An 18,897-nucleotide genomic window follows, 5' to 3' on the forward strand; every position below is an offset into this window, starting at 1 on the left:
TTTCATGCAACTCGACGCGATCGACCTGCGCATCCTCGACGAATTGCAGCGCGACGGCGCGCTGTCGAACGTGGAACTCGCACGCCGCGTGCACCTGTCGCCCTCGCCCTGCCTCGCGCGCGTGAAGCTGCTCGAGACCGAGGGCGTGATCGACCGCTACGTGGCGCTCGCGAGCGCCAAGGCGCTGGGCCTGGGCCTCAACGTGTTCATCTCGATCAGCCTCACGACGCAGAGCAAGCAGTCGCTGGCCGACTTCGAGCAGCGCATCGCCGAGCACGACGAGGTGATGGAGTGCTACCTGATGACCGGCGACAGCGACTACCTGATCCGCATCGCGGTGGCGGACATGGCGGCGCTCGAGAAGTTCATCCTCGAGCAGCTCACGCCGATCCCGGGCATCGAGAAGATCCGCTCGAGCTTTGCGCTCAAGCAGGTGCGATACAAAACGGCGCTGCCGTTGCCGACAGCGCCGTCCTGATCTCTTCGGCGGGGCCGATTACTTCGAGAGCTTCGGCTGGATCGGGTCGGCCGTGAGGTAGCCGACGGCCGCAGCGTAGCGTTCCTTGTAGTTCGCGCGCACGTACGGATCGAGCGTGGCCTGGACCTTCGAGTGGATGCCGCCCCAGTCGCCCGGGTGCTGGAAGTTGCTCATGATGTAGGTCCAGCCGTTGATCTCGTCCACGGCATGCAGGCCGGTCGACTCGCCGCCCGCGGGGATCGACATGATGCGCGACAGCTTCTTGGTGTCGACGTTGTACGCCCACAGGAAGTTGTTGACGTGGCTGCTGCTGTCCTCGCCGATGAAGAGGGTGCGCATCTTCTCGGAGAACTTCAGGTTGTCGGGGTTGCCGATGATGTCCGGGTTCGAGGTATTGCCCAGCGCGTCGGACGCGATGTCCTCGCCCACGATCAGTGCGCGGGTCTGGGTCGGCACCCATTCGCTGACGATCGCGGCGCCGTCGCCGTCCTTCTGGCCGCCCGCGAGGTTGTGGGCCATCACGCCACCCGCGCTGAGCTTCTTCGGCAGCGCGATGTTGGTGGCGGCGGTCCAGCCCTTGCCGCCGCTGACCATCGAGTCCTGGATGTTCTGCAGCGCCGAGTAGGCGACCTTGTCCTTGATGTTGACGGTCGTGCCTTCCATCTTGGTGAAGGCCATGCTCGCGCCCTTGAGGTTGGCGTAGCGGTGGGTCTCGAGGAAGGCGGCGGCCTTCTCCATGCCCGGCTTCAGGCGGACCCAGTTAGCGGCGCCGTCGCAGAACATCTTGGTGTAGCTCGCGTCCGACGGGTCGGTGTAGACCACGTCCATGATGTCGCTGGCCTTGAGCGTATTGGCCAGGGCCTCGATCTCGGCACTGGTGGCGTGGCCGAGCTTGATCCACGACATCTTCGTGGCGGCGGCGGCCGGGTCGATCGAGTAGCCCGCGTCGTACTTGGCGACGTAGAGCGTGCCGGCCGACAGGTCCTTCTCCTTGTCGGCGACGAACATGAAGAAGCCGCCGTTGGTGTAGTCGTCGCCCATGATGGCGGTGCGCATGTCGGGCATGACCTGGATCAGCTCGTGCGAGATGCGGCCCATGCAGTAGTGCTTCTTCACGCTGCCGGTGCCGTCGGCATTGACGGTGATCTCGGGCAGGTGGCCATAGTGGTAGGGGTTGGCCGTGGTCTCGTCGCCGAACACGTTCTTGCTGTAGGCCTTGAACATCGTGTTGGTGGAGATGCTGGCCGCGTCGGGCTCGTACTCCTCGCTCGACAGGTGGGTGCCCCAGGGCGACAGGCTCGCGCCGCAGGTGATCCACAGGCCGTGCGCGCTCGACATGTCGACGTTGTGGTACTTCACCAGGCTGAGCTTGCCGGTGGCCTGGTCCTGGTCGAGCGTGAGCACGGCGATGGGCGAGGGCAGCGTGCCGTAGGTGCTGTTGCCGGCGAGGTCGCGCGTGGTGTATTCGAACTGGACCACGGCGAACACCGGCTTGCCCTTGACGCCGTCGACCTTGGCATTCGGCACGGTCAGCAGCGAGGTGCCGTCGGGGCTGTCGGAGTAGAACTGGCGCGTGTTGGCCGGCACCGACTTGTCGAGGATGGGCTGGTTCTTGATGTCGTAGTAGCCGCCGGCCAGGACCTTGCCGCCCTTGCCGTCCGACACCAGGTCGCCGGTCAGGAAGAAGGGCTGGTAGGCAAGGCGGTACTCGGTCGAGCTGCCGTTGTCGAACGAGATCTTCAGCGTGGAACCGACCGTGGTGGTGGCCATGGCCGCGGGGTCGGCCAGCGTGGGGGCGGCCATGCCGGTGAATTCGGCCGACTTGAACTGCGCGGCGGGCGCCGGTGCGGGTGCGGGCGCGGGTGCCGGAGGAATGACGGGCAGGAAGCCGCCGCCGCCTCCGCCACCGCCGCAGGCGGTCAGGAAGGCAACGCCGCCGAGCGGCAGCATCGGTGCGGCGCCGAGCAGTTTGAGGGCGTGGCGGCGCGAGGCGCCGGACTGCGCCTTGGTGGAATCGGACATGGATTTCTCCCGAGTTGTCGTGGGGTGTCGAGGACGACCGTGCAGCCTCTGTTTCTCTCCGCTGCCGGTCAGCCGCGAACCTTAGTTAACTACTGTGACGACGGCATGCATCGCACATGACAAGGCCGTGACACCACGCACGCGGCCGTGACGACGGCCGCGTGTCGTCCACGCTCGGGAATCGTGTCCGCGGACCGGCCTCGCCGGTCCGCGGCACGGTCGCTCAGAGGCCGATGAGACCGCCGTCGTCCTTCGTGATCACCAGCGTGGCCGAGAGCGGGCGGGCGTTGCCGCCCTGCGGCCAGTGGCTGCCGAACTTGGCCGGATCGCCGATGTCGCCGGTGGGCGTGGTCTCGCCGGGATGCTGGATGTTCACGAACAGCGCGCGGCCGTCGCCCGACTCGGCGATGCCGGTCAGCTCGCAGTCCTTCGGTCCCACCAGGAAGCGGCGCAGGCCGTCGGTGCCCGGGGCCTTGCCCACGAAGGTGTTCTGCGTGCGCGTGGTCGTGCCGTCGGTGTTGGTGATCACCTTCGCGCCGCCGTCGCCGAGCTTGCCCGGCAGGGCCGCCAGCAGCATGCAGTTGGTGACGTCGGTGTAGGCACCGTCGTCGGTCTGCAGCCACAGCAGGCCCGGCGCGGCGTGGCTGAACCACATGCCGTCGGGGCTCGAGAAGTCGTTGTCGGCCGAGAGCTGCGACACGTTGACGTCGGCCGCGGCGGTGGAGCGCGCGCCGAACAGGTAGACGTCCCACTTGAAGCTCAGCGCCGCCGGGTCGGCGTTGTCGTCGGCGAAACGCACGATGTGGCCGTTCGGGTTGCCGATCTGGTTCGTCGTCTCGTTGTTCTTCTTGTCGTTGTAGAAGCGCGGGTTGGCGCCATCGGTCGAGGCGATCGGACGCGAGCTCGCGTTGGTGTTGGTCAGCGTCACGTAGACGTCGCCGTTCTTCGGGTTCACGGCGGTCCACTCGGGACGGTCCATCTTGGTCGCGCCGGCGGAATCGGCGGCCAGGCGCGCGTTGATCAGCACGTCGGCCGCGTCGGCGAAGGCGTAGACGGTGTTGCTCGAGGTGATGCCGTTGACGCCGAGCTTGAGCTCGAGCCACTTGCCGGTGCCGTCGGCATCGAAGCGCGCCACGTAGAGGCGGCCGTCGTCCATGTACTTGTCGCCCGCGGCCATGCCGCCGCCGATGTCGGCCGCATCCCAGTTCTTCGTCGAGACGAACTTGTAGATGTACTCGTTGCGCGAGTCGTCGCCCATGTACCAGACCAGCGGCTTGCCGACCACGACCGGGCCGAGGCAGGCACCTTCGTGGCCGAAGCGACCGAGCGCGGTGCGCTTCTTCGGCGTGCTCGAGGGGTTGAAGGGATCGATCTCGACCACCCAGCCGTAGGTGTTGTGGCCGTTGCGGTAGTCGGCGGTGGCGCTGGCGCCGAGCAGCTCGGTGTTCCAGCGGCCGTACTGGTTGTCGGCGGTGTCGGGCGTGACGGTGGCCCAGAGTTCGCGGCCGGTGCCGGAGACGCCGTAGCGCGCGAAGGACGCTTTTTCCTTGTCGCTGCGCTTGGGGTTGTCGGTGGCGGCGACGCGGCGGAAGTAGCCGGCCCAGTTCTCCTCGCAGGTCAGGTAGGTGCCCCAGGGCGTGGTGCCGTTGGCGCAGTTGTTGACCGTGCCGCGGGTCTTGCTGCCGTCGGCCGAGAACTTGGTCTTCAGGTAGTCGGTCCTGGCGGCCGGGCCCGAGAAAGCCATCTCGGTCAGCGTGTGGACGCGGCGGTTGAAGCTCGAGTCCTGCTTGTAGCTCCAGGCGTTGCCGTTCTTGACGACCTCGATCACGCTGACGCCGTGCAGGTAGAACTCGCGCTTGACCTCGTCGGCCACGGTGCGCACGCCGCCGGCCACGGTCTGGCCGGTGGGATGCAGGAACAGCGGCGTGATGGCCTCGTGGTTCATCACCAGCAGGCCGCGCGTCGCGTTGACGGCATCCCACTTGTTCGAGCCGTTCATGCCGAAGAAGGTCATGCCGTCGTGGTGGTCGCCAGCGCGGCGGTCGTAGGTGGCCGGATCGTCGGTGCCGTCGTTCTTGTACGCGGCCACGCCGGCGGCCATCGGGTCGCCCAGGCGGAAGAGCACGCTGGCGGTATAGCCGGCGGGCACGGTGACCACGTCGGCGAGGCTCTTGGCCACGGGATTGAAGTTGAGCTTCAGCGGTGCCGGGGGCGCGGGCGGCGGGGGTGCCGGCGCGGGCGGGGGCGGGACGATGGGCAGGAACCCGCCACCGCCGCCACCACCGCCGCAGGCCTGCAGCAGCGCGGTGCCGGCGGTGCCGACGCCCAGGCCGAACAGATGGCGGCGGCTCAGGCGCGAAGCGATCAGGTCGTTGAACGACGGGTTCTTGCTGGGATTGGTGCCGACGTCGTCGAGATCGTACGAAGGGTCGTCGCGGGTAGGTGCGGTCATGCGCGCTGTCTTTCTCGTGGGTTGGAAAAGAAACCAGCCCGCGAAGTTAGGTAGAACGAATGACAGTTCCGTGAATTGGTCAGCTTCTGTTCAGGTTCATTCGACCTGTGTTTTTGTGGTTGTCACGATGCCGCCATGCGACGGCCCCCGGCATCCAGATGCGGACGAAAAAAAGGGGGCTTCGAGCCCCCGATGAATGGACGAGGCATCGAGCCCCGCGCGGAGTCAAGGCGGCGGCAGCTGCTTCGGCCACAGCGCCCACAGGCGCAGCGACTGGTTCATGCTCGCCGCGAAGCGCCCGGCATCGGCGCCGGTGCCCGCGAAGTAGTCGGCGCGCACCGCGCCGACGATGGCGCTGCCGGTGTCCTGCGCCACCACCAGCTTCTGCAGCTGCGCGGACGGGCCCGCGGAGGCCAGCCATACCGGGGTGCCGTAGGGGATGCTCTCGCGGTCGACCGCGATCGAGCGGCCCGCGGTCAGCGGCACGCCCTGGGCGCCGCGCGGGCCGAAGGCGGCATCGACCTCGTTCAGGTCCTCCTCGCGGAAGAACACGTAGCGCGGATTGCTCCACAGGAGCTGCGACACGCGCTGCGGGTTCTGCGCCACCCAGGCCTTGGTGTCGTCGGGCCAGCGGCCGACCTTGGTCACGCCCTGCGACATCAGCCACTGCTGCACGCTGCGGTAGGGCTGCTCGTTGGTGCCGGCGAAGGCCATGCGCACCGTGCGCTGCGAGCCGTCGGCCTCGGTCAGGCGCAGCCGGCCCGAGCCCTGGATGTGCAGCATCAGCGCGTCGATGGGGTCGGCCATCCAGGCGATCTCGCGGCCGCGCAGCGCGGCCTGGGCCTCGGGCAGGGTCTCGATCTCCTGGCGCGTGTACCAGGGACGGCGCGGCACGAAGCCCGCGGGCACCTGGTAGAGCGGGATGTTGAACTGCGCGGTCGGCACGCGCGAGGCCTCGTACACCGGCTCGTAGTAGCTGGTGAGCTTGCCCTCGCTCGAGCCGGCGAGCGACTCGACGCGGTAGGGCTGCAGCCGCTGGGTCATCCACTGGCGCTGCTCGTCCAGGCTCGCGATCGCGAGCTGGCGCACCTCGCGGCACAGCGGCGCGAAGGCGGCATTGGGCCGCGAGCAGTTCGCCACCAGCGCGATCCAGGCCTCGTGCAACGGGTCCTCGCCGAAGCCCGGCAGCTCGGCCCAGCCGACAGGCACCCAGCGGCTCTTGGGATGCGCCATCGATCCGGTGAGGGGGCCGAGGTCGCGCGGCGGCTGCACGACGGGGGGGCGGGTGGGGGTGTCGGGCACGCGCGGCCCGACGGAGCAGCCGGCCAGCGTTGCTACGATCGCGAGCCCAACCAGCCACTGGAGTCCATTTCTCATGGGTTTGATTTTGCTTGAAGCCCTCGCGGCCGGACTCCTGTTCATCGGCATCGTCTGGTGGACCATGTTCTCGGGCCGCAAGAAGGGCGAGCTGCACGAGGAGGACGAGCCCAAGGCGGGGGACGCGAAGGACCAACAAGACCCGCCGCCGCATCCGTGAATTCCTCCTGCAGTCCCGGGTCGACGCGCGCTGTCGGAGAACGGCCCATTGGCTATTACTTTGGTAGCAATCCAGCGAGCAATCACGGGCCCTGTCGCGGCTTCCGGTGTTTCAGGACGGCCCCGGAAGCCGTACCATCCCAGCCGCCGCAAGGCTAAGCTGTGCCCGCTTGAACCAACCTCGAAAGGGATCGCCATGAAGAAACTCGTACTCGCCACCACCTCGCTCGCCATCGTTCTCGCGGGCTGCGCGGGCGGCGGCATGTCCGACACGCAGCGCAACACCGCCATCGGCGCGGGCGCTGGCGCCCTGGGCGGCGCCGTCATCGGCTCGGCCACCGGCGGCAACCGCGGGGCGATCGGCACCGGTGCCGTGGTCGGCGCGGCGGCCGGCGCGCTCGGCGGCTACCTGTGGTCGCAGCGCATGGAAGCGCAGAAGCGCCAGATGGAAGCCGCCACCCAAGGCACCGGCGTGGCCGTGACGCAAACCCCCAACAACGAGCTCAAGCTCGCGATCCCGAGCGACGTCTCCTTCGACGTGGGCCGCTCGAACATCAAGCCCAACTTCGCGCCGGTGCTCGACCAGTTCGCCAGCGGCCTGCGCAACAACCCGGCCGCCGAGGTGCGCATCATCGGCCACACCGACAGCACCGGCTCCGACGCCATCAACAACCCGCTGTCGGTCGACCGCGCCGCGAGCACGCGCGACTACCTGGTGGCGCGCGGCGTGAACGCGGCCATCTTCCGCATCGAGGGCCGCGGCTCGCACGAGCCGATCGCCGACAACAACAGCGACGCGGGCCGGGCGCAGAACCGCCGCGTCGAGATCTACGTCGGCGAGCGCGGACCGCGCGGCTGACGACCGGACGGCCGCCGAGGCGGCCGTCCCCCTGCAGGGAAGGCAGGCGCGCCGGACCACCGGCGCCCACATCCACGTCTTGTCCAATGGTTCATCAGAGGGAAATTTCATGAGGAAGCTCGCTGTTTCGAGCGCGGCCGCCGCCGTGCTCCTGTTCATCGCCGGTTGCGCCTCGCAATCGTCCGCGCCACCGGCCGACGCCGCCGCGCCCGCCGCCAAGACCGAAGCCCCGGCCGCCAACAGCTGGACCGCGCGGCTGGCCACGCTGAAGACCGACCTGGAGACCGCCACCAAGGGCACGGGCGTGGTGATCGAGCAGACGGCCGACAACCAGCTGCACCTCGTGATCCCGAACGAGCTGTCGTTCGACACCGGCCGCGCCAACGTGAAGCGCAACCTCGCGCAGGTGCTCGACAAGGTCGCCGACGGCCTGAAGAGCGCCACCGCCGCCAGCGTGCGCGTGATCGGCCACACCGACAACACCGGCAGCGAGGAAGGCAACGAGCGCCTCTCGGTGAGCCGCGCCGACAGCGTGCGCAACCATCTGGTGGGCCGCGGCGTGTCGACCACCGCCATCACCACCGACGGCCGCGGCTCGCGCGAGCCGGTGGCCGACAACGGCACGGTGGCCGGCCGCGCGCAGAACCGCCGCGTCGAATTGTTCGTGGCCGAGAAGGCCTGAGCGCCGGCCCGCCGGACGCATCGCCAGCCCTCCCTTCGCGGAGGGCTTTTTTTCGCGCGGCTCAGAGCCCGCGCAGCTTGTTCGCGAGCTCCACCGCCGACTTCACTTCCATCTTGTCGAACACGCGCGCGCGGTGGACCTCCACCGTGCGCACGCTGATCGCGAGCTGGTCGGCGATCAGCTTGTTGGGCAGCCCCTCGATCACCAGCCGCATCACGTCGCGCTCGCGCTCGGTCAGCTCCGCGATGCGGTCGGACAGCCCGCGGCGCGCGCGCCGCGCCTCGAGCGCGTCCTGCGACAGCAGCAGCGCCTGCTCGATGCGGTCGACCAGCGCGTTGTCCGAGAAGGGCTTCTCGCAGAAGTCGAAGGCACCGCGCTTGACCGCGTCGACCGCGGTCGGCACGTCGGCATGGCCGGTCAGGAAGATCACGGGCAGGGCCGCCAGCAGGCCGCGCTCGACCAGCCGGTCGAACAGCACCAGCCCGCTGGTGCCGGGCATGCGCACGTCGAGCAGCAGGCACAGCGGCTGCTCGGGCAGCGGGCCCTCGGCCAGGCGCTGCTCGAAGGCCTCGGCGCTGCCGTAGTGCTCGCTGGCCAGGCGGCGCGAGCGCAGCAGCCAGGCCAGCGCCTCGCGCACGCTGGCGTCGTCGTCGACGATGAAGATCAGGCCATCGATCAGCGGTTGCATATCGGTCGGGAAGGAAATCGAAGAGGAGTCGGGGGGCGGCGGCCTCAGGCCGCGGCCGGGAGGGTAAACCGGAACACGGTGCCGCGCGGCCGGTTGGGCTCGAACATCAGCGCGCCGCCGTGCTGCTCGACCACGGTGCGGCACAGGCTCAGGCCCAGCCCCATGCCGTCGGCGCGGGTGGTGAAGAAGGGCGTGAACAGGCGCGCGGCGACTTCCTCGCCGATGCCGCTGCCGAGGTCGGCCACCGAGAACTCGAGCCAGCGCCGTGCGTCCTCCGTGCCGCTGCCGCCGACCGCCACCGCGCGCGCCACGCGCAGCCGCAGCACGCGGTTGCCGATGTTGTCGGCCGTGTCCATGGCCTGCATCGCGTTGCGCGCGAGGTTCAGCAGCACCTGCTCGACCAGCGTGCGGTCGCACATCGCGGCCGGCAGCCGGTCCTCGAGCACCACCTCGATGATCACGCCGAGCTTGCGCGCCTGCAGCCGCACCAGCGGCAGCACGGCATCGATCAGCGCCTGCGGCGCCACCGCCTCGCGCGTGCGGTCGCGCCGGCGCACGAAGTCGTGCACGCTGCGGATCACCTGGCCCGCGCGGTCGGCCTGCTCGGCGATGCGGCGCACCGCCATCGCCACCTCGCCCTGTTCGCCGCGCGCGTCGGGACCGAGCATATTGAGCGAACCGGTGGCGTAGCTGGCGATCGCGGCCAGCGGCTGGGTGAGCTCGTGGCTCAGCAGCGAGGCCATCTCGCCCACGGTGGCCAATCGCGCGCTGGCCTGCAGCCGCTCCTGGCTGGCACGCGACAGCTCCTCGATGCGGCGCTGCTCGCTGACGTCGATGAAGGCGCTCATCCAGCCGGTCTGCACGCGCTGCGCGTTGAGCAGCGGCGCCTCGAAGATCAGCACCGGGAAGCGGGTGCCGTCCTTGCGCATGAAGACCGACTCGAAGCCCTCGCGCGGCGGCATGCCGCCGGCCAGCCGGCGCGCCTGGCGCTGCTGGTACTCGTGCGCGAGCTCGGTCGGCCAGTAGGGCGCGTCGTTGGCCTCGCGTGCCATCAGCTCCTCGGCGCTGAAGCCCACCATCTCGCAGAAGGCCGGATTGACGTAGGTGATGCGGCCCTGCAGGTCGCGCGCGCGCAGGCCGGTGATCACCGAGTCCTCCATCGCCTTGCGGAAGGCCAGCGAGTCGGCGAGGTCGCGCTCGGCGCGCAGGCGCCGCCGCGTGTCGCGCGCCAGCAGCACCAGCACCGACACCAGCGCGATCGAGATCGCCGTGACCAGCGCGGTCAGCACGTTCGGGAACAGGTCGGGCGCGGAGCGCCAGCCGTCCACGCGCAGCATCAGCGCGGCGCCCGGCAGGTCGATCAGCTGCTGCGAGGTGAACACGCGCGTGCCGACGCGGCGCGCGGTGCCGATGGCCACGAGACGCGTGCCGTCGGTCTCGGTGAAGGCCACCTCCTGGCCGCGCGTGAGCGTGGGGCCGACCAGCTCGGCCAGCGTGTCGCGCAGCGAGTAGCTGGCCACCAGGAAGCCGCCGCCGGCGTCCATCGGCACGCACAGCTCCATCACCTCCATGCCGCCACCGCCACCCAGCGGCACGTAGTGGCTCGGCGAGTAGGCCGGCGTGCCGAGCTTGCGCGCGGCGGCGCAGGCCAGCGAGACGTCGGACTGCTCGGCGGTGCGGGTCGCGGGATCGAGCACATGCAGCCGGTAGGGCGTGTCGACCGCGTCGAGCGTGCGCAGCCGCGCGTCGCGCCATTCGAGCCGCAGCCATTCGCGGTGCTCGCGCAGCAGCGCGGCCGCGGCCTCGGGCCAGTGCGAGCGGTCGGGGCCGGGCGCCTGCGTGGCGCGCAGGCTCTGGGCATTGCGCTGCATGCCGCTGCGCAGGTCGGTCACGGCGTCGGCGGTGTCGCGGTCGAGCGCGGCCTGCACCTGCTCGACCTCGTGCTTGCCCGCGAGCCAGACCACGGTGACCAGCAGCGCCAGCACCAGGATCGCGAGCAGCAGCCAGAGGAACCAGCGCTGCCACAGCGAGCGCAGCCGCGCGAGGCCGGTCACGACGCGGCGATAGGGCGGCACCGGCATCGGCGGTGGCGCGAAGCCGGGCTCCGGCGCGCCGGGCACCGCAAGATCGGCCGCATCCACCGCCATCGCGCCCGGCCCTACAGGATGCGGTGCGACAGCGCGGGCAGCTGCGTGCGCGCGCGCTCGACCTGCGCGGTGTCGATGTCGAACAGCACCACGCCCTCCTCGCTCGCCTGCTGCGCGACCACCGTGCCCCAGGGATCGACGATCAGCGACTGGCCCCAGGTGCGGCGGCCGTTCTCGTGCGTGCCGCCCTGCGCGGGCGCGACCACCCAGGCCAGGTTCTCGATGGCGCGCGCGCGCAGCAGCACCTCCCAGTGCGCGGCGCCCGTGGTGTGGGTGAAGGCGCTGGGCACCAGCAGCAGGTCGGCGCCCTGGCGCGAGAGCGCGCGGTAGAGCTCGGGAAAGCGCAGGTCGTAGCACACGCTCAGGCCGATGCGCCAGGCATGGCCGTCGCGCGAGGGCAGCTCGAACAGCACCGGCTCGGCACCCGGCGCGATCACGCGGCGCTCGTCGAAGCGCTCGCGGCCGTTGTCGAAGAAGAACAGGTGGATCTTGTCGTAGCGCGCCACGCACTTGCCCTCGGGCGAGAAGGCCAGCGAGCTGTTGAAGACGTGGTCGGCATCGGTGCTCTCGATCGGCAGCGTGCCGCCGACGATCCACAGGCCGAACTCGCGCGCCGCGTCGGCCAGGAAGCCCTGCACCGTGCCCGCGCCGGCGGTCTCGCGCAAGGCCAGCTTGTCGGTGTCGCGCGCGCCCATCATGCAGAAGTACTCGGGCAGCACCGCGAGCTCGGCGCCCTCGGCGGCGGCGCGCGCGAGCAGGTCGTGCGCGCGTGCGAGGTTGGCTTCGCGGGCGATGGCCGACACCATCTGGATCGCTGCGACTCTCATTGCGTGGTCTCCGGTCTCTTGCTCTCGCCCGCGGCCGGCAGCCCCGGGATGCCCGGCAGGCTGGGGATGGCCGGCAGGTGCGGCAGATTGTTGGAAATATTGGGCAGCAGCGGGCGCGCCACCTTCGCTATTTTGGGGTCGGCCCAGGTGCCCTCGATCTGGAACTCCTGGGTGGCCGCGCTCGACAGCGGCTTGCTCAGCACCCACTGCGCGAGGAAGGTGCCGAGGCCGATGGCCGGATTGATCGCGGTCGCCACCAGCGCGGCGGTGCCGGCGTTGATCTCGGGCACCACCACCACGCGCAGGTTCTGCGTCTCGTGGACGATGTCGGCCGAGCCGTCCATCAGCGCGGCGGCGTTCACGCCCTTCATCTGCAGGTTGTTGGTGCTCGCGGTGCCGTTCGCGATCTTGGCGTCGCCGCGGATGAAGTCGAAGGCGAAGCCCTGGCTGAACACGTCGCGGAAGTCGAGCGTGAGCCGGCGCGGCAGCGCCTGCAGGCTCAGCACGCCGAGCAGCTTGGCCAGGCCCGGGTCGGCCTTGAGGAACTGGCCCGACTCGACGTTCACGCCGAGCTGGCCGCCCAGGCTCGGGTAGTCGATGGAGAACGGCGAGCCGCGCCAGTCGACGTTGCCCTCGAGCCGGCCGCTGCCGCGGCGCAGCACGCCGGGCATGCCGAAGCGCCCGAGCAGGATGCCGGCATCGTTGATGTCGAGGCGGAAGGTCATGGCGGTGCGGCGCTGCTCGGCGCGGCCGCCGCCGCCCGAGCCCGGGATCGCGGCCCAGGTGCCCTTGGCCACGAAGTTGGCCTCGGGCATGGTGAAGCTCAGCCGGTTGAGCAGCCATTCGCGGCCCACGCCGCCGCGGTTGACCGCGTCGATCTCGGCGCGGCCCAGGCGCTTGCCGAGCAGCTCGAAGTCGTCGACCACGATGTCGAGCGCGGGCAGGGTGCCGGGCTGCTCGTCGAGCAGGGCCTCGACCTGGGGCGCCTCGCTCGGCGCGATCTTCAGCCGCGCGAGCCGCGCATAGAGCCGGCCGGCCTGGGTGTGGCGGTACTCGGCATAGCCGCTGAGCTCGGTGGCGTCGATGTTGGCGCGCCACAGCGCGCCGTCGCGCGTGCCGCCGAGCACCACCTCGTGCAGGGTGCGGCCCGCCACGCTGAGCTGCTGCGCGCGCACCGCGATGCGCGTGGGCAGGTAGGGCGAGGCCTCGTCGCCGGCCGCGGCCTGCACCTCGGCATTGCTCGCGCCGGTGGCCTCGCCGAAGGCCGCCTGCCAGGCCGCCATGTCGAGCCGCGCGAGGTTGATGTTGGCGAGCACGCCGCGCTCGGGCACGCTCGCGGTCTCGCCGGCCGCGAGGCCGACCGCGATGGCGCCGCGCAGCACGCGCGGCTCGCTGCCCGAGATGTCGCGCACGTACTGCACCGAGCCGACGCGGCCGATCTCCAGGCCGATCTGGTCCTGCGTGGCGACGCTGGCCGCGGCCGCGCTGCCCGCCGTGCCGGCGCGCGCCTCGCGCTGCACGATCTTCTTCTCGATGCGCAGCGGCATCTGCTCCTCGGCGCTCTTGGCGAGCGGTGCCGGCAGCTGCAGCGCCAGGCCCTGCAGGCTGCTGGCCACCGAGAACTCGGAGACACCCTCGCGCATCGAGAAGCTCGCGCTGTAGGGCGCGCCGCCGGTGGCCTTCTTCGCCAGCCGCGCGAGCCAGTCGACCTCGCGCGCGGCGCGCATGCCCTCGGCGCTGACGCTGCCCTGCGCGCGGATGGCGAGCTCGTGGCTCGCGGCCGGGCCGGTGTAGCGGCCGCGGCCGTCGATGCGCACGTCGCCGCCGAGCAGCCGGGCCTGCACGCCGGCCAGCGCGAAGCCGGTCTCGGTGAAGTTCAGCGTGCCCTTGGCCTGGGTCAGCAGCGGCGCCTCGGGCACCGGCTGCACCTCGTTGTTGTCGCCGAAGGCCACGCTGGCCTGCACCTTCGCCTTGTCCATGGCCTCGAGCGGCAACTCGAGGTGCAGCTTGTAGTCGGCCACGCCGTTGGCGCGCACGCCGCGCAGGAACTCGCCGGCATCGCCGGCCAGCGGCGCGCCCACGCGCAGCAGCTCGCCCAGCGGCCCGCGCGCCTGCGCGTCGACCTTGAGCAGCGCGGCGTGGTGCGACATGTCGGGGATCTGCGCCTCGGCCTTCGACACCTCGATGGCGGTGGCGCCCGCGAGCCGGCCGCGCGCGTTGCGCACCTGCATGCCGGCGCGCTCGAAGATCAGCTCGCCCGACAGGCCGGTGATCGCGGGCCACTGGGCCACGCCGGGCGCGGCGGGCGAGGCGACGGTCGGCGGATTGGGCGCGGCGGCGACGCGGGAGGCCGCGGTGCCGCGTGCGGGCGCCGGCGCGGCGGGAACGGGCGTGGCCGCGGGCACGTGCGGCGGCGCGTAGGCGTAGTGCACGTCCTGCACCTTGGCCGCGATGCGGAACTCGCCGAGCCGCGGGTCCATGAAGGGCATGTCGTGCAGGTCGCCGCGCACGCGGAAGTCGACGCTGCTCGCGACGCCCTTGGTGACCGCGTCGCGCACGTAGTCGCGCGTGTGCTGCGGGATGTCGAGCGGCAGGTAGCGGTAGACCCGCGTGCCGTCGGCCCGGGTCAGCTTGCCGCGCAGGTCGAGCACGCCGGGAAAGCGCGCCTTGCTGCTCGATGTGGCCGGGTCGCTGGTGCGCCAGCTGGCCTCGGCATCGCCCTCGGCATCGACGTTGGCGAAGCGCAGCTTCGACACCTGCAGCTGCGTGTTGCCGTTGTCGATCTTCCACTGCAGCTGGGCCGAGAGCCGGTCGATCGGGATCGCGGGCTCCTCGAACACGCCGGGGAATTCGAGCCCGCCCTGCGCGATCGCGAGCGTGGCGCTGCCGCCCGTGTGGCTGGCGTCGAAGTCGAGCGTGGCACCGCTGAGGCCCGGGGTGCCGGGGTGCACGCGCGGCGGGGCGGCCGCGGTCGCGCTGCTCGCCGAGGATGCCGGAGCGGGCGGCTTGGCCGCGGGCGTGGCGGGCGCGGCAGCGGGGGTCTCGGCCGGCGCCGTACCTGGCTGCGAGGCGATGCGCAGCCCGCTGATGCGGCCCTTGGCCTGGTAGCGGTCGGGCGCGCCCAGCGAGCCCTGCCAGTTCAGGTCGATGCGCTCGACCAGCCCGCGCGGGCCGTAGGCATCGAGCACGCGGTGGGTGGCGTCTCCGAGCGGCAGCCGGTCGGCGATGAGCGCCAGCGCCGCAAGGTCGAGGCGGTCGGCGCGCAAGGCGCCGTGCTCGGGCGTGCGGCCCTTGGCGGGCGTGTGCTGCAGCCAGAGGTTGCCGCCGGGCCAGCGCAGGCCGTCGGCGGTGTCGAACTGCAGCGCGGTGGTCGAGAACTCCATCGTGTCGACCGTGAGCCGGCCCGCGAGCCGGCCCGTGACCGCGCGCAGCACCAGCGGCTGCAGTCCCTGGCCGAGCGAGGCATCGACGCGGTCGAGCCCGAGGTCGGCGGCCGCGCCCACGATCTGGCCGTCGTCCACGTCGGCCCACAGCCGCAGCGCGCCGTTGCCCTCGCGGATGCGCGCGTCGATCGACACATAGCGCCCGAGCCGGGTCACGTCGATGTAGGGCAGGTCGGCGTAGATCTGGCCGTCCCAGGTCTGCCAGCGGCCGGTGCGCACCGACAGCAGCGGCTGGCGGAACTCGCCGCGCAGCGTGAACCGATCGCCCCAGCCGGCCGGCGGCGTGGCATCGAGCCGCAGGCCATGGCGGCGGCCGCCGTTGCGCGCCACGAAGCGCACGTCGGTCAGCATCAGCGGCTCGGCCTGGCGCTGCTCGTCGGTCCAGCGCACCGTGCCGCCTTCGATCACCAGTTCGCGCTGCGCGAAAAACCAGTCGGCGGCGCGGGTTTCTCCGGTCGTATCGGTCGACATGTGCAGGCCCGCGACATGGAGTTTTCCCTGAGTGTCGCGGCGCACGTCGAGCGCCGGGCCCTCGATGTAGAGCTGCTCGAAATTGAAGCGCCACAGCGAGCGCGGAGAGACGCTGGCCACCACGCGCACGAGGCGCAGCGCCTCGCGCTGCTGCGCGTCCTGCAGCACCACGTCGCGCAGCTCGAAGGCGGGGAACAGGCTGCCCGAGCGGGCCGTGATCGAACCGATGCGCACCGGCACCCCGATCGCCTTGCTGGCCTGCGCCTCCAGCGCACCACGGTAATCGCCGATTCGCGGCACAATCCACGCGTGCAGGACCACGACTGCCAGGGCCAGGAGAAGCCACGCAGCCACGAGAAGACCCAGGAGCCAGCGCGCCGTCACAGCGGTGATCTTGAGCAGACGTGAAGGGGAAGACACCGTGTCGTTCATTGAGGATCGCGCTGTGCCGGGAATTATGACCGCCACCATCGGGACGGGTTCCGCCGCAACCAGCACCAGTTTGAATCAGTTGTCAGCTACAGCATCGACGAACCCCGACGCGGACAAGCCCGCCTTGTCCTCCTATTCGCGCTTCGTGCAGCGCCTGCGCCGCCGCTATGCGGGCGAACTCGCGCTGCTGCCCGAGGGCGAACCGCGCCGCGCATCGATGACGCAGGCCTACGAGGCACTGCGCGCGCGCGGCGACGGCGTGGGCGATGCCCTGCGCATCGTGCGGCAGCTGGTGATGGAACGCCTTGTCACACTCGACTGCGACCGCCAGGCGCCGCTGGCCGTGGTGACCACCGCGGTCACCGAGCTCGCCGAGTTCGCGCTCGACACCGCCTGCCGCGAGGCCTGCGCCGAGCTCGACGCCGCGCATGGCGCGCCGCAGGGCGCCGACGGCCAGCGCTCGCAGCTGTGGATCGTGGGCATGGGCAAGCTCGGCGCGCGCGAGCTCAACGTGTCGAGCGACATCGACCTCATCTACCTCTACGACCAGGACGGCGACACCGCCGGCGACCCCCAGGGCCGCGGCAAGCTCGCGAACCAGGAGTACTTCGCGCGCGCCGTGAAGCGCATCTACGCGCTGGTGGGCGACACCACCGAGCACGGCTTCGTGTTCCGCGTCGACCTGGCGCTGCGGCCCAACGGCAACTCGGGGCCGCCCGTGGTCTCGCTCGATGCGCTGGAGGAGTATTTCCAGGTGCAGGGCCGCGAATGGGAGCGCTTCGCCTGGATGAAGAGCCGCGTGGTCGCGCCCACCGAGGTGGTCGCGCAAGGCCAGGCCCAGGGCCTGCGCGGCGCGGTGCTGCCCTTCGTGTTCCGCCGCTACCTCGACTACAGCGTGTTCGATTCGCTGCGCGTGCTGCACCGCCAGATCCGCGAGCAGTCGGCGCGCCGCAGCGCGGGCCGGCCCGAGCGCGCGAACGACGTCAAGCTGTCGCGCGGCGGCATCCGCGAGATCGAATTCACCGTGCAGCTGCTGCAGGTGGTGCGCGGCGGCCAGTTCCCCGAGCTGCGCACCCGGCCCACGCTCGATGCGCTGCAGCGGCTCGCGCGCGCCGGCCTGATGCCGCAGGAAACCGCCGACACGCTGGCCGCGGCCTACGAGTTCCTGCGCCGGGTCGAGCACCGCATCCAGTACCTCGACGACCAGCAGACCCATGCGCTGCCCGTGGCCGACGAGGACCTGCGCTGGATCGCGCAGACCCTCGGCTATGCCGACTGCTGCCCGTTCCTGGCCCAGCTCGACACCCACCGCGAGTTCGTCGCGCAGGAGTTCGACAAGCTGCTGGGCGGCGACAAGCCCTGCAACGGCAAGTGCAACGGCGCGCGCAAGGCGGCCGCGCCGGCCGAGCTCTCGGACCTGCTCGACGAGCTGCCGCCGGCCTTCGCCGAACGCATCAAGGACTGGTGCGAAACGCCGCGCATGATGGCGCTGCGCGATGAAACGCGCGCGCGGCTGCGTCAGCTGGTGCAGCGCACCGGCCAGTGGCTGCGCGAACCCGACGGCGACGACCAGGGCCAGACCGCGCACCATGTCGATGCCGCGCTGCGCTGGGCCGACTGGATCGAGCCGCTGCTGCGCCGCGAGAGCTACCTCGCGCTGCTGGTCGAGCGGCCCGCGGTGCAGGAACGCCTGCTGCGGCTGCTGGGCTCGGCGCGCTGGCCGGCGCGCTACCTGATGCAGCACCCGGGCGTGATCGACGAGCTGGCCAGCGACGAGATGCTGTCGGGCCGCTTCGTGGCCGCCGAATTCGAGCGCGAGCTCGAGGCGCGCCATGCCTCGCTGAGCCGCACCGGCGAGGCCGACGAGGAGCGCCTCTTGAACCTGCTGCGCCACGCGCACCATGCCGAGGTGTTCCGCACCCTGGCGCGCGACGTGGACGGCCGCATCAGCGTCGAGCAGGTGGCCGACGACCTGAGTGCGCTGGCCGACACCACCTTGCGCGTGACCGCCCGCTGGTGCTGGCCGCATGTGCGCAACCGGCACCGCGAGGTGGCGCAGTTCGCGATCATCGGCTACGGCAAGCTGGGCGGCAAAGAGCTCGGCTACGGCAGCGACCTCGACATCGTGTTCGTCTACGACGACGACGACGAGCGCGCCGGCGAGGTCTACGCGGCCTACGTGCGCAAGCTCATCAACTGGCTCACGGTGAAGACGCGCGAGGGCGACCTGTTCGAGATCGACACCGCGCTGCGGCCCAACGGCAACTCGGGCCTCTTGACCACCAGCTTCGAGGCCTACGAGAAGTACCAGCTCGGCCGCGGCAGCAACACCGCCTGGACCTGGGAACACCAGGCCATGACGCGCGCGCGCTTCGTGCTCGGCAGCGAGGACCACGGCGCCGAACTGGGCGCGCGCTTCGACCAGGTGCGCGAGGCCGTGCTGGTGGCGCCGCGCGACCGCGAGGCGCTGAAGGCCGAGATCATCGCGATGCGCGACAAGCTGCGCGGCGCGCGGCCCGTGAAGGCCGACCGCTTCGACGTCAAGCACAGCCCTGGCGGCATGGTCGATGCCGAGTTCGCGGTGCAGTTCCTGGTGCTGTCGGCCTCGGGCGAGCATCCCGAACTGATCCCCAACCTCGGCAACATCGCGCTGCTGATCCGCGCCGAAGACGCCGGCCTGCTGCCTCCGGGCGTGGGCCGCAACGCGGCCGCGGCCTACCGCGAGCTGCGGCGCGTGCAGCACCGCGCACGCCTCAACGAAGAACCCACGCAGGTGACGCCGCCCGCGCTGGCCACGCAGCGCGAGGCGATGCTGGCGCTGTGGAGGGCCGTGTTTGGTTGAGGCGCGCGGCGCCCGCCG

Annotated in this window: 12 protein-coding genes; 5 read left to right on the forward strand and 7 right to left on the reverse strand. The window is 71.0% G+C overall.

What is annotated here, in order from left to right:
* Positions 1–4 precede the first annotated feature (4 nt).
* A complete protein-coding gene (locus AC1HIL_RS02935; protein WP_057595886.1) occupies positions 5–478 on the forward strand; it encodes an Lrp/AsnC family transcriptional regulator in 474 nt (157 codons plus the stop codon).
* A gap of 18 nt (positions 479–496) precedes the next feature.
* Here AC1HIL_RS02935 and AC1HIL_RS02940 read toward each other — a convergent pair whose 3' ends face one another.
* The 3 genes from AC1HIL_RS02940 to mltA all read right to left on the reverse strand — a co-directional run bounded on the left by AC1HIL_RS02940 (position 497) and on the right by mltA (position 6,329).
* Positions 497–2,500, reverse strand: a complete 2,004-nt coding sequence (locus AC1HIL_RS02940; protein WP_479671103.1) for a PhoX family protein — start codon at positions 2,498–2,500, stop codon at positions 497–499.
* 223 nt (positions 2,501–2,723) lie between these two features.
* Entirely contained in the window at positions 2,724–4,952 is a 2,229-nt protein-coding gene (locus tag AC1HIL_RS02945; RefSeq protein ID WP_479671104.1) for a PhoX family protein, read from the reverse strand.
* A gap of 225 nt (positions 4,953–5,177) precedes the next feature.
* On the reverse strand, positions 5,178–6,329 hold the full coding sequence (gene mltA / locus AC1HIL_RS02950; protein WP_261208972.1) for a murein transglycosylase A: 1,152 nt from the start codon (positions 6,327–6,329) through the stop codon (positions 5,178–5,180).
* On the opposite strand from mltA, the gene AC1HIL_RS02955 reads away from it, so the two are divergent.
* The 3 genes from AC1HIL_RS02955 to AC1HIL_RS02965 all read left to right on the forward strand — a co-directional run bounded on the left by AC1HIL_RS02955 (position 6,328) and on the right by AC1HIL_RS02965 (position 8,029).
* Positions 6,328–6,489 carry a hypothetical protein gene (locus AC1HIL_RS02955; RefSeq protein ID WP_172705778.1) on the forward strand — a complete coding sequence of 54 codons (162 nt, stop codon included), beginning with the start codon at positions 6,328–6,330 and terminating at the stop codon, positions 6,487–6,489. The genes mltA and AC1HIL_RS02955 overlap by 2 nt on opposite strands.
* Before the next feature lie 195 nt (positions 6,490–6,684).
* The gene (locus tag AC1HIL_RS02960; protein ID WP_057597447.1) at positions 6,685–7,347 is read left to right on the forward strand and encodes a YiaD family glycine zipper/OmpA-like lipoprotein; all 663 of its coding nucleotides are present in this window, start codon (positions 6,685–6,687) and stop codon (positions 7,345–7,347) included.
* A 109-nt stretch (positions 7,348–7,456) separates the two neighbouring features.
* Entirely contained in the window at positions 7,457–8,029 is a 573-nt protein-coding gene (locus AC1HIL_RS02965; protein ID WP_057597446.1) for an OmpA family protein, read from the forward strand.
* Between the two features lie 61 nt (positions 8,030–8,090).
* Here the strand turns inward: AC1HIL_RS02965 and AC1HIL_RS02970 are convergent, their stop codons facing one another.
* The 4 genes from AC1HIL_RS02970 to AC1HIL_RS02985 form a co-directional block, all read right to left on the reverse strand.
* Complete coding sequence (locus AC1HIL_RS02970) at positions 8,091–8,717, reverse strand: response regulator transcription factor (RefSeq protein ID WP_057597445.1); 627 nt, start codon at positions 8,715–8,717, stop codon at positions 8,091–8,093.
* Positions 8,718–8,761: 44 nt separating this feature from the next.
* Positions 8,762–10,798: a two-component system sensor histidine kinase NtrB gene (locus AC1HIL_RS02975; RefSeq protein ID WP_057597448.1), complete on the reverse strand. Its 2,037-nt coding sequence runs from the start codon at positions 10,796–10,798 to the stop codon at positions 8,762–8,764.
* 77 nt (positions 10,799–10,875) lie between these two features.
* Positions 10,876–11,691: a carbon-nitrogen hydrolase family protein gene (locus AC1HIL_RS02980; protein ID WP_057597444.1), complete on the reverse strand. Its 816-nt coding sequence runs from the start codon at positions 11,689–11,691 to the stop codon at positions 10,876–10,878.
* Complete coding sequence (locus AC1HIL_RS02985; protein ID WP_479672744.1) at positions 11,688–16,076, reverse strand: YhdP family protein; 4,389 nt, start codon at positions 16,074–16,076, stop codon at positions 11,688–11,690. The genes AC1HIL_RS02980 and AC1HIL_RS02985 overlap by 4 nt, the downstream gene beginning before the upstream one ends.
* On the opposite strand from AC1HIL_RS02985, the gene glnE reads away from it, so the two are divergent.
* Positions 16,063–18,879 (forward strand): bifunctional [glutamate--ammonia ligase]-adenylyl-L-tyrosine phosphorylase/[glutamate--ammonia-ligase] adenylyltransferase, encoded by a 2,817-nt coding sequence (gene glnE, locus AC1HIL_RS02990; protein ID WP_479671106.1) that lies wholly within the window; start codon positions 16,063–16,065, stop codon positions 18,877–18,879. The two genes, AC1HIL_RS02985 and glnE, sit on opposite strands and share 14 nt — an antisense overlap.
* Positions 18,880–18,897: the final 18 nt, after the last annotated feature.

It is taken from the genome of Variovorax sp. ISS6 (assembly GCF_056523145.1).

Coding starts and splice junctions, on each gene's coding strand:
- AC1HIL_RS02980 (WP_057597444.1), bottom strand. CDS start 11,691: ATGAGAGTCGCAGCGATCCAGATGGTGTCGGCCATCGCCCGCGAAGCC.
- AC1HIL_RS02970 (WP_057597445.1), bottom strand. CDS start 8,717: ATGCAACCGCTGATCGATGGCCTGATCTTCATCGTCGACGACGACGCC.
- glnE (WP_479671106.1), top strand. CDS start 16,063: ATGACCGCCACCATCGGGACGGGTTCCGCCGCAACCAGCACCAGTTTG.
- AC1HIL_RS02985 (WP_479672744.1), bottom strand. CDS start 16,076: ATGGTGGCGGTCATAATTCCCGGCACAGCGCGATCCTCAATGAACGAC.
- AC1HIL_RS02960 (WP_057597447.1), top strand. CDS start 6,685: ATGAAGAAACTCGTACTCGCCACCACCTCGCTCGCCATCGTTCTCGCG.
- AC1HIL_RS02965 (WP_057597446.1), top strand. CDS start 7,457: ATGAGGAAGCTCGCTGTTTCGAGCGCGGCCGCCGCCGTGCTCCTGTTC.
- AC1HIL_RS02945 (WP_479671104.1), bottom strand. CDS start 4,952: ATGACCGCACCTACCCGCGACGACCCTTCGTACGATCTCGACGACGTC.
- mltA (WP_261208972.1), bottom strand. CDS start 6,329: ATGAGAAATGGACTCCAGTGGCTGGTTGGGCTCGCGATCGTAGCAACG.
- AC1HIL_RS02975 (WP_057597448.1), bottom strand. CDS start 10,798: ATGCCGGTGCCGCCCTATCGCCGCGTCGTGACCGGCCTCGCGCGGCTG.
- AC1HIL_RS02955 (WP_172705778.1), top strand. CDS start 6,328: ATGGGTTTGATTTTGCTTGAAGCCCTCGCGGCCGGACTCCTGTTCATC.
- AC1HIL_RS02935 (WP_057595886.1), top strand. CDS start 5: ATGCAACTCGACGCGATCGACCTGCGCATCCTCGACGAATTGCAGCGC.
- AC1HIL_RS02940 (WP_479671103.1), bottom strand. CDS start 2,500: ATGTCCGATTCCACCAAGGCGCAGTCCGGCGCCTCGCGCCGCCACGCC.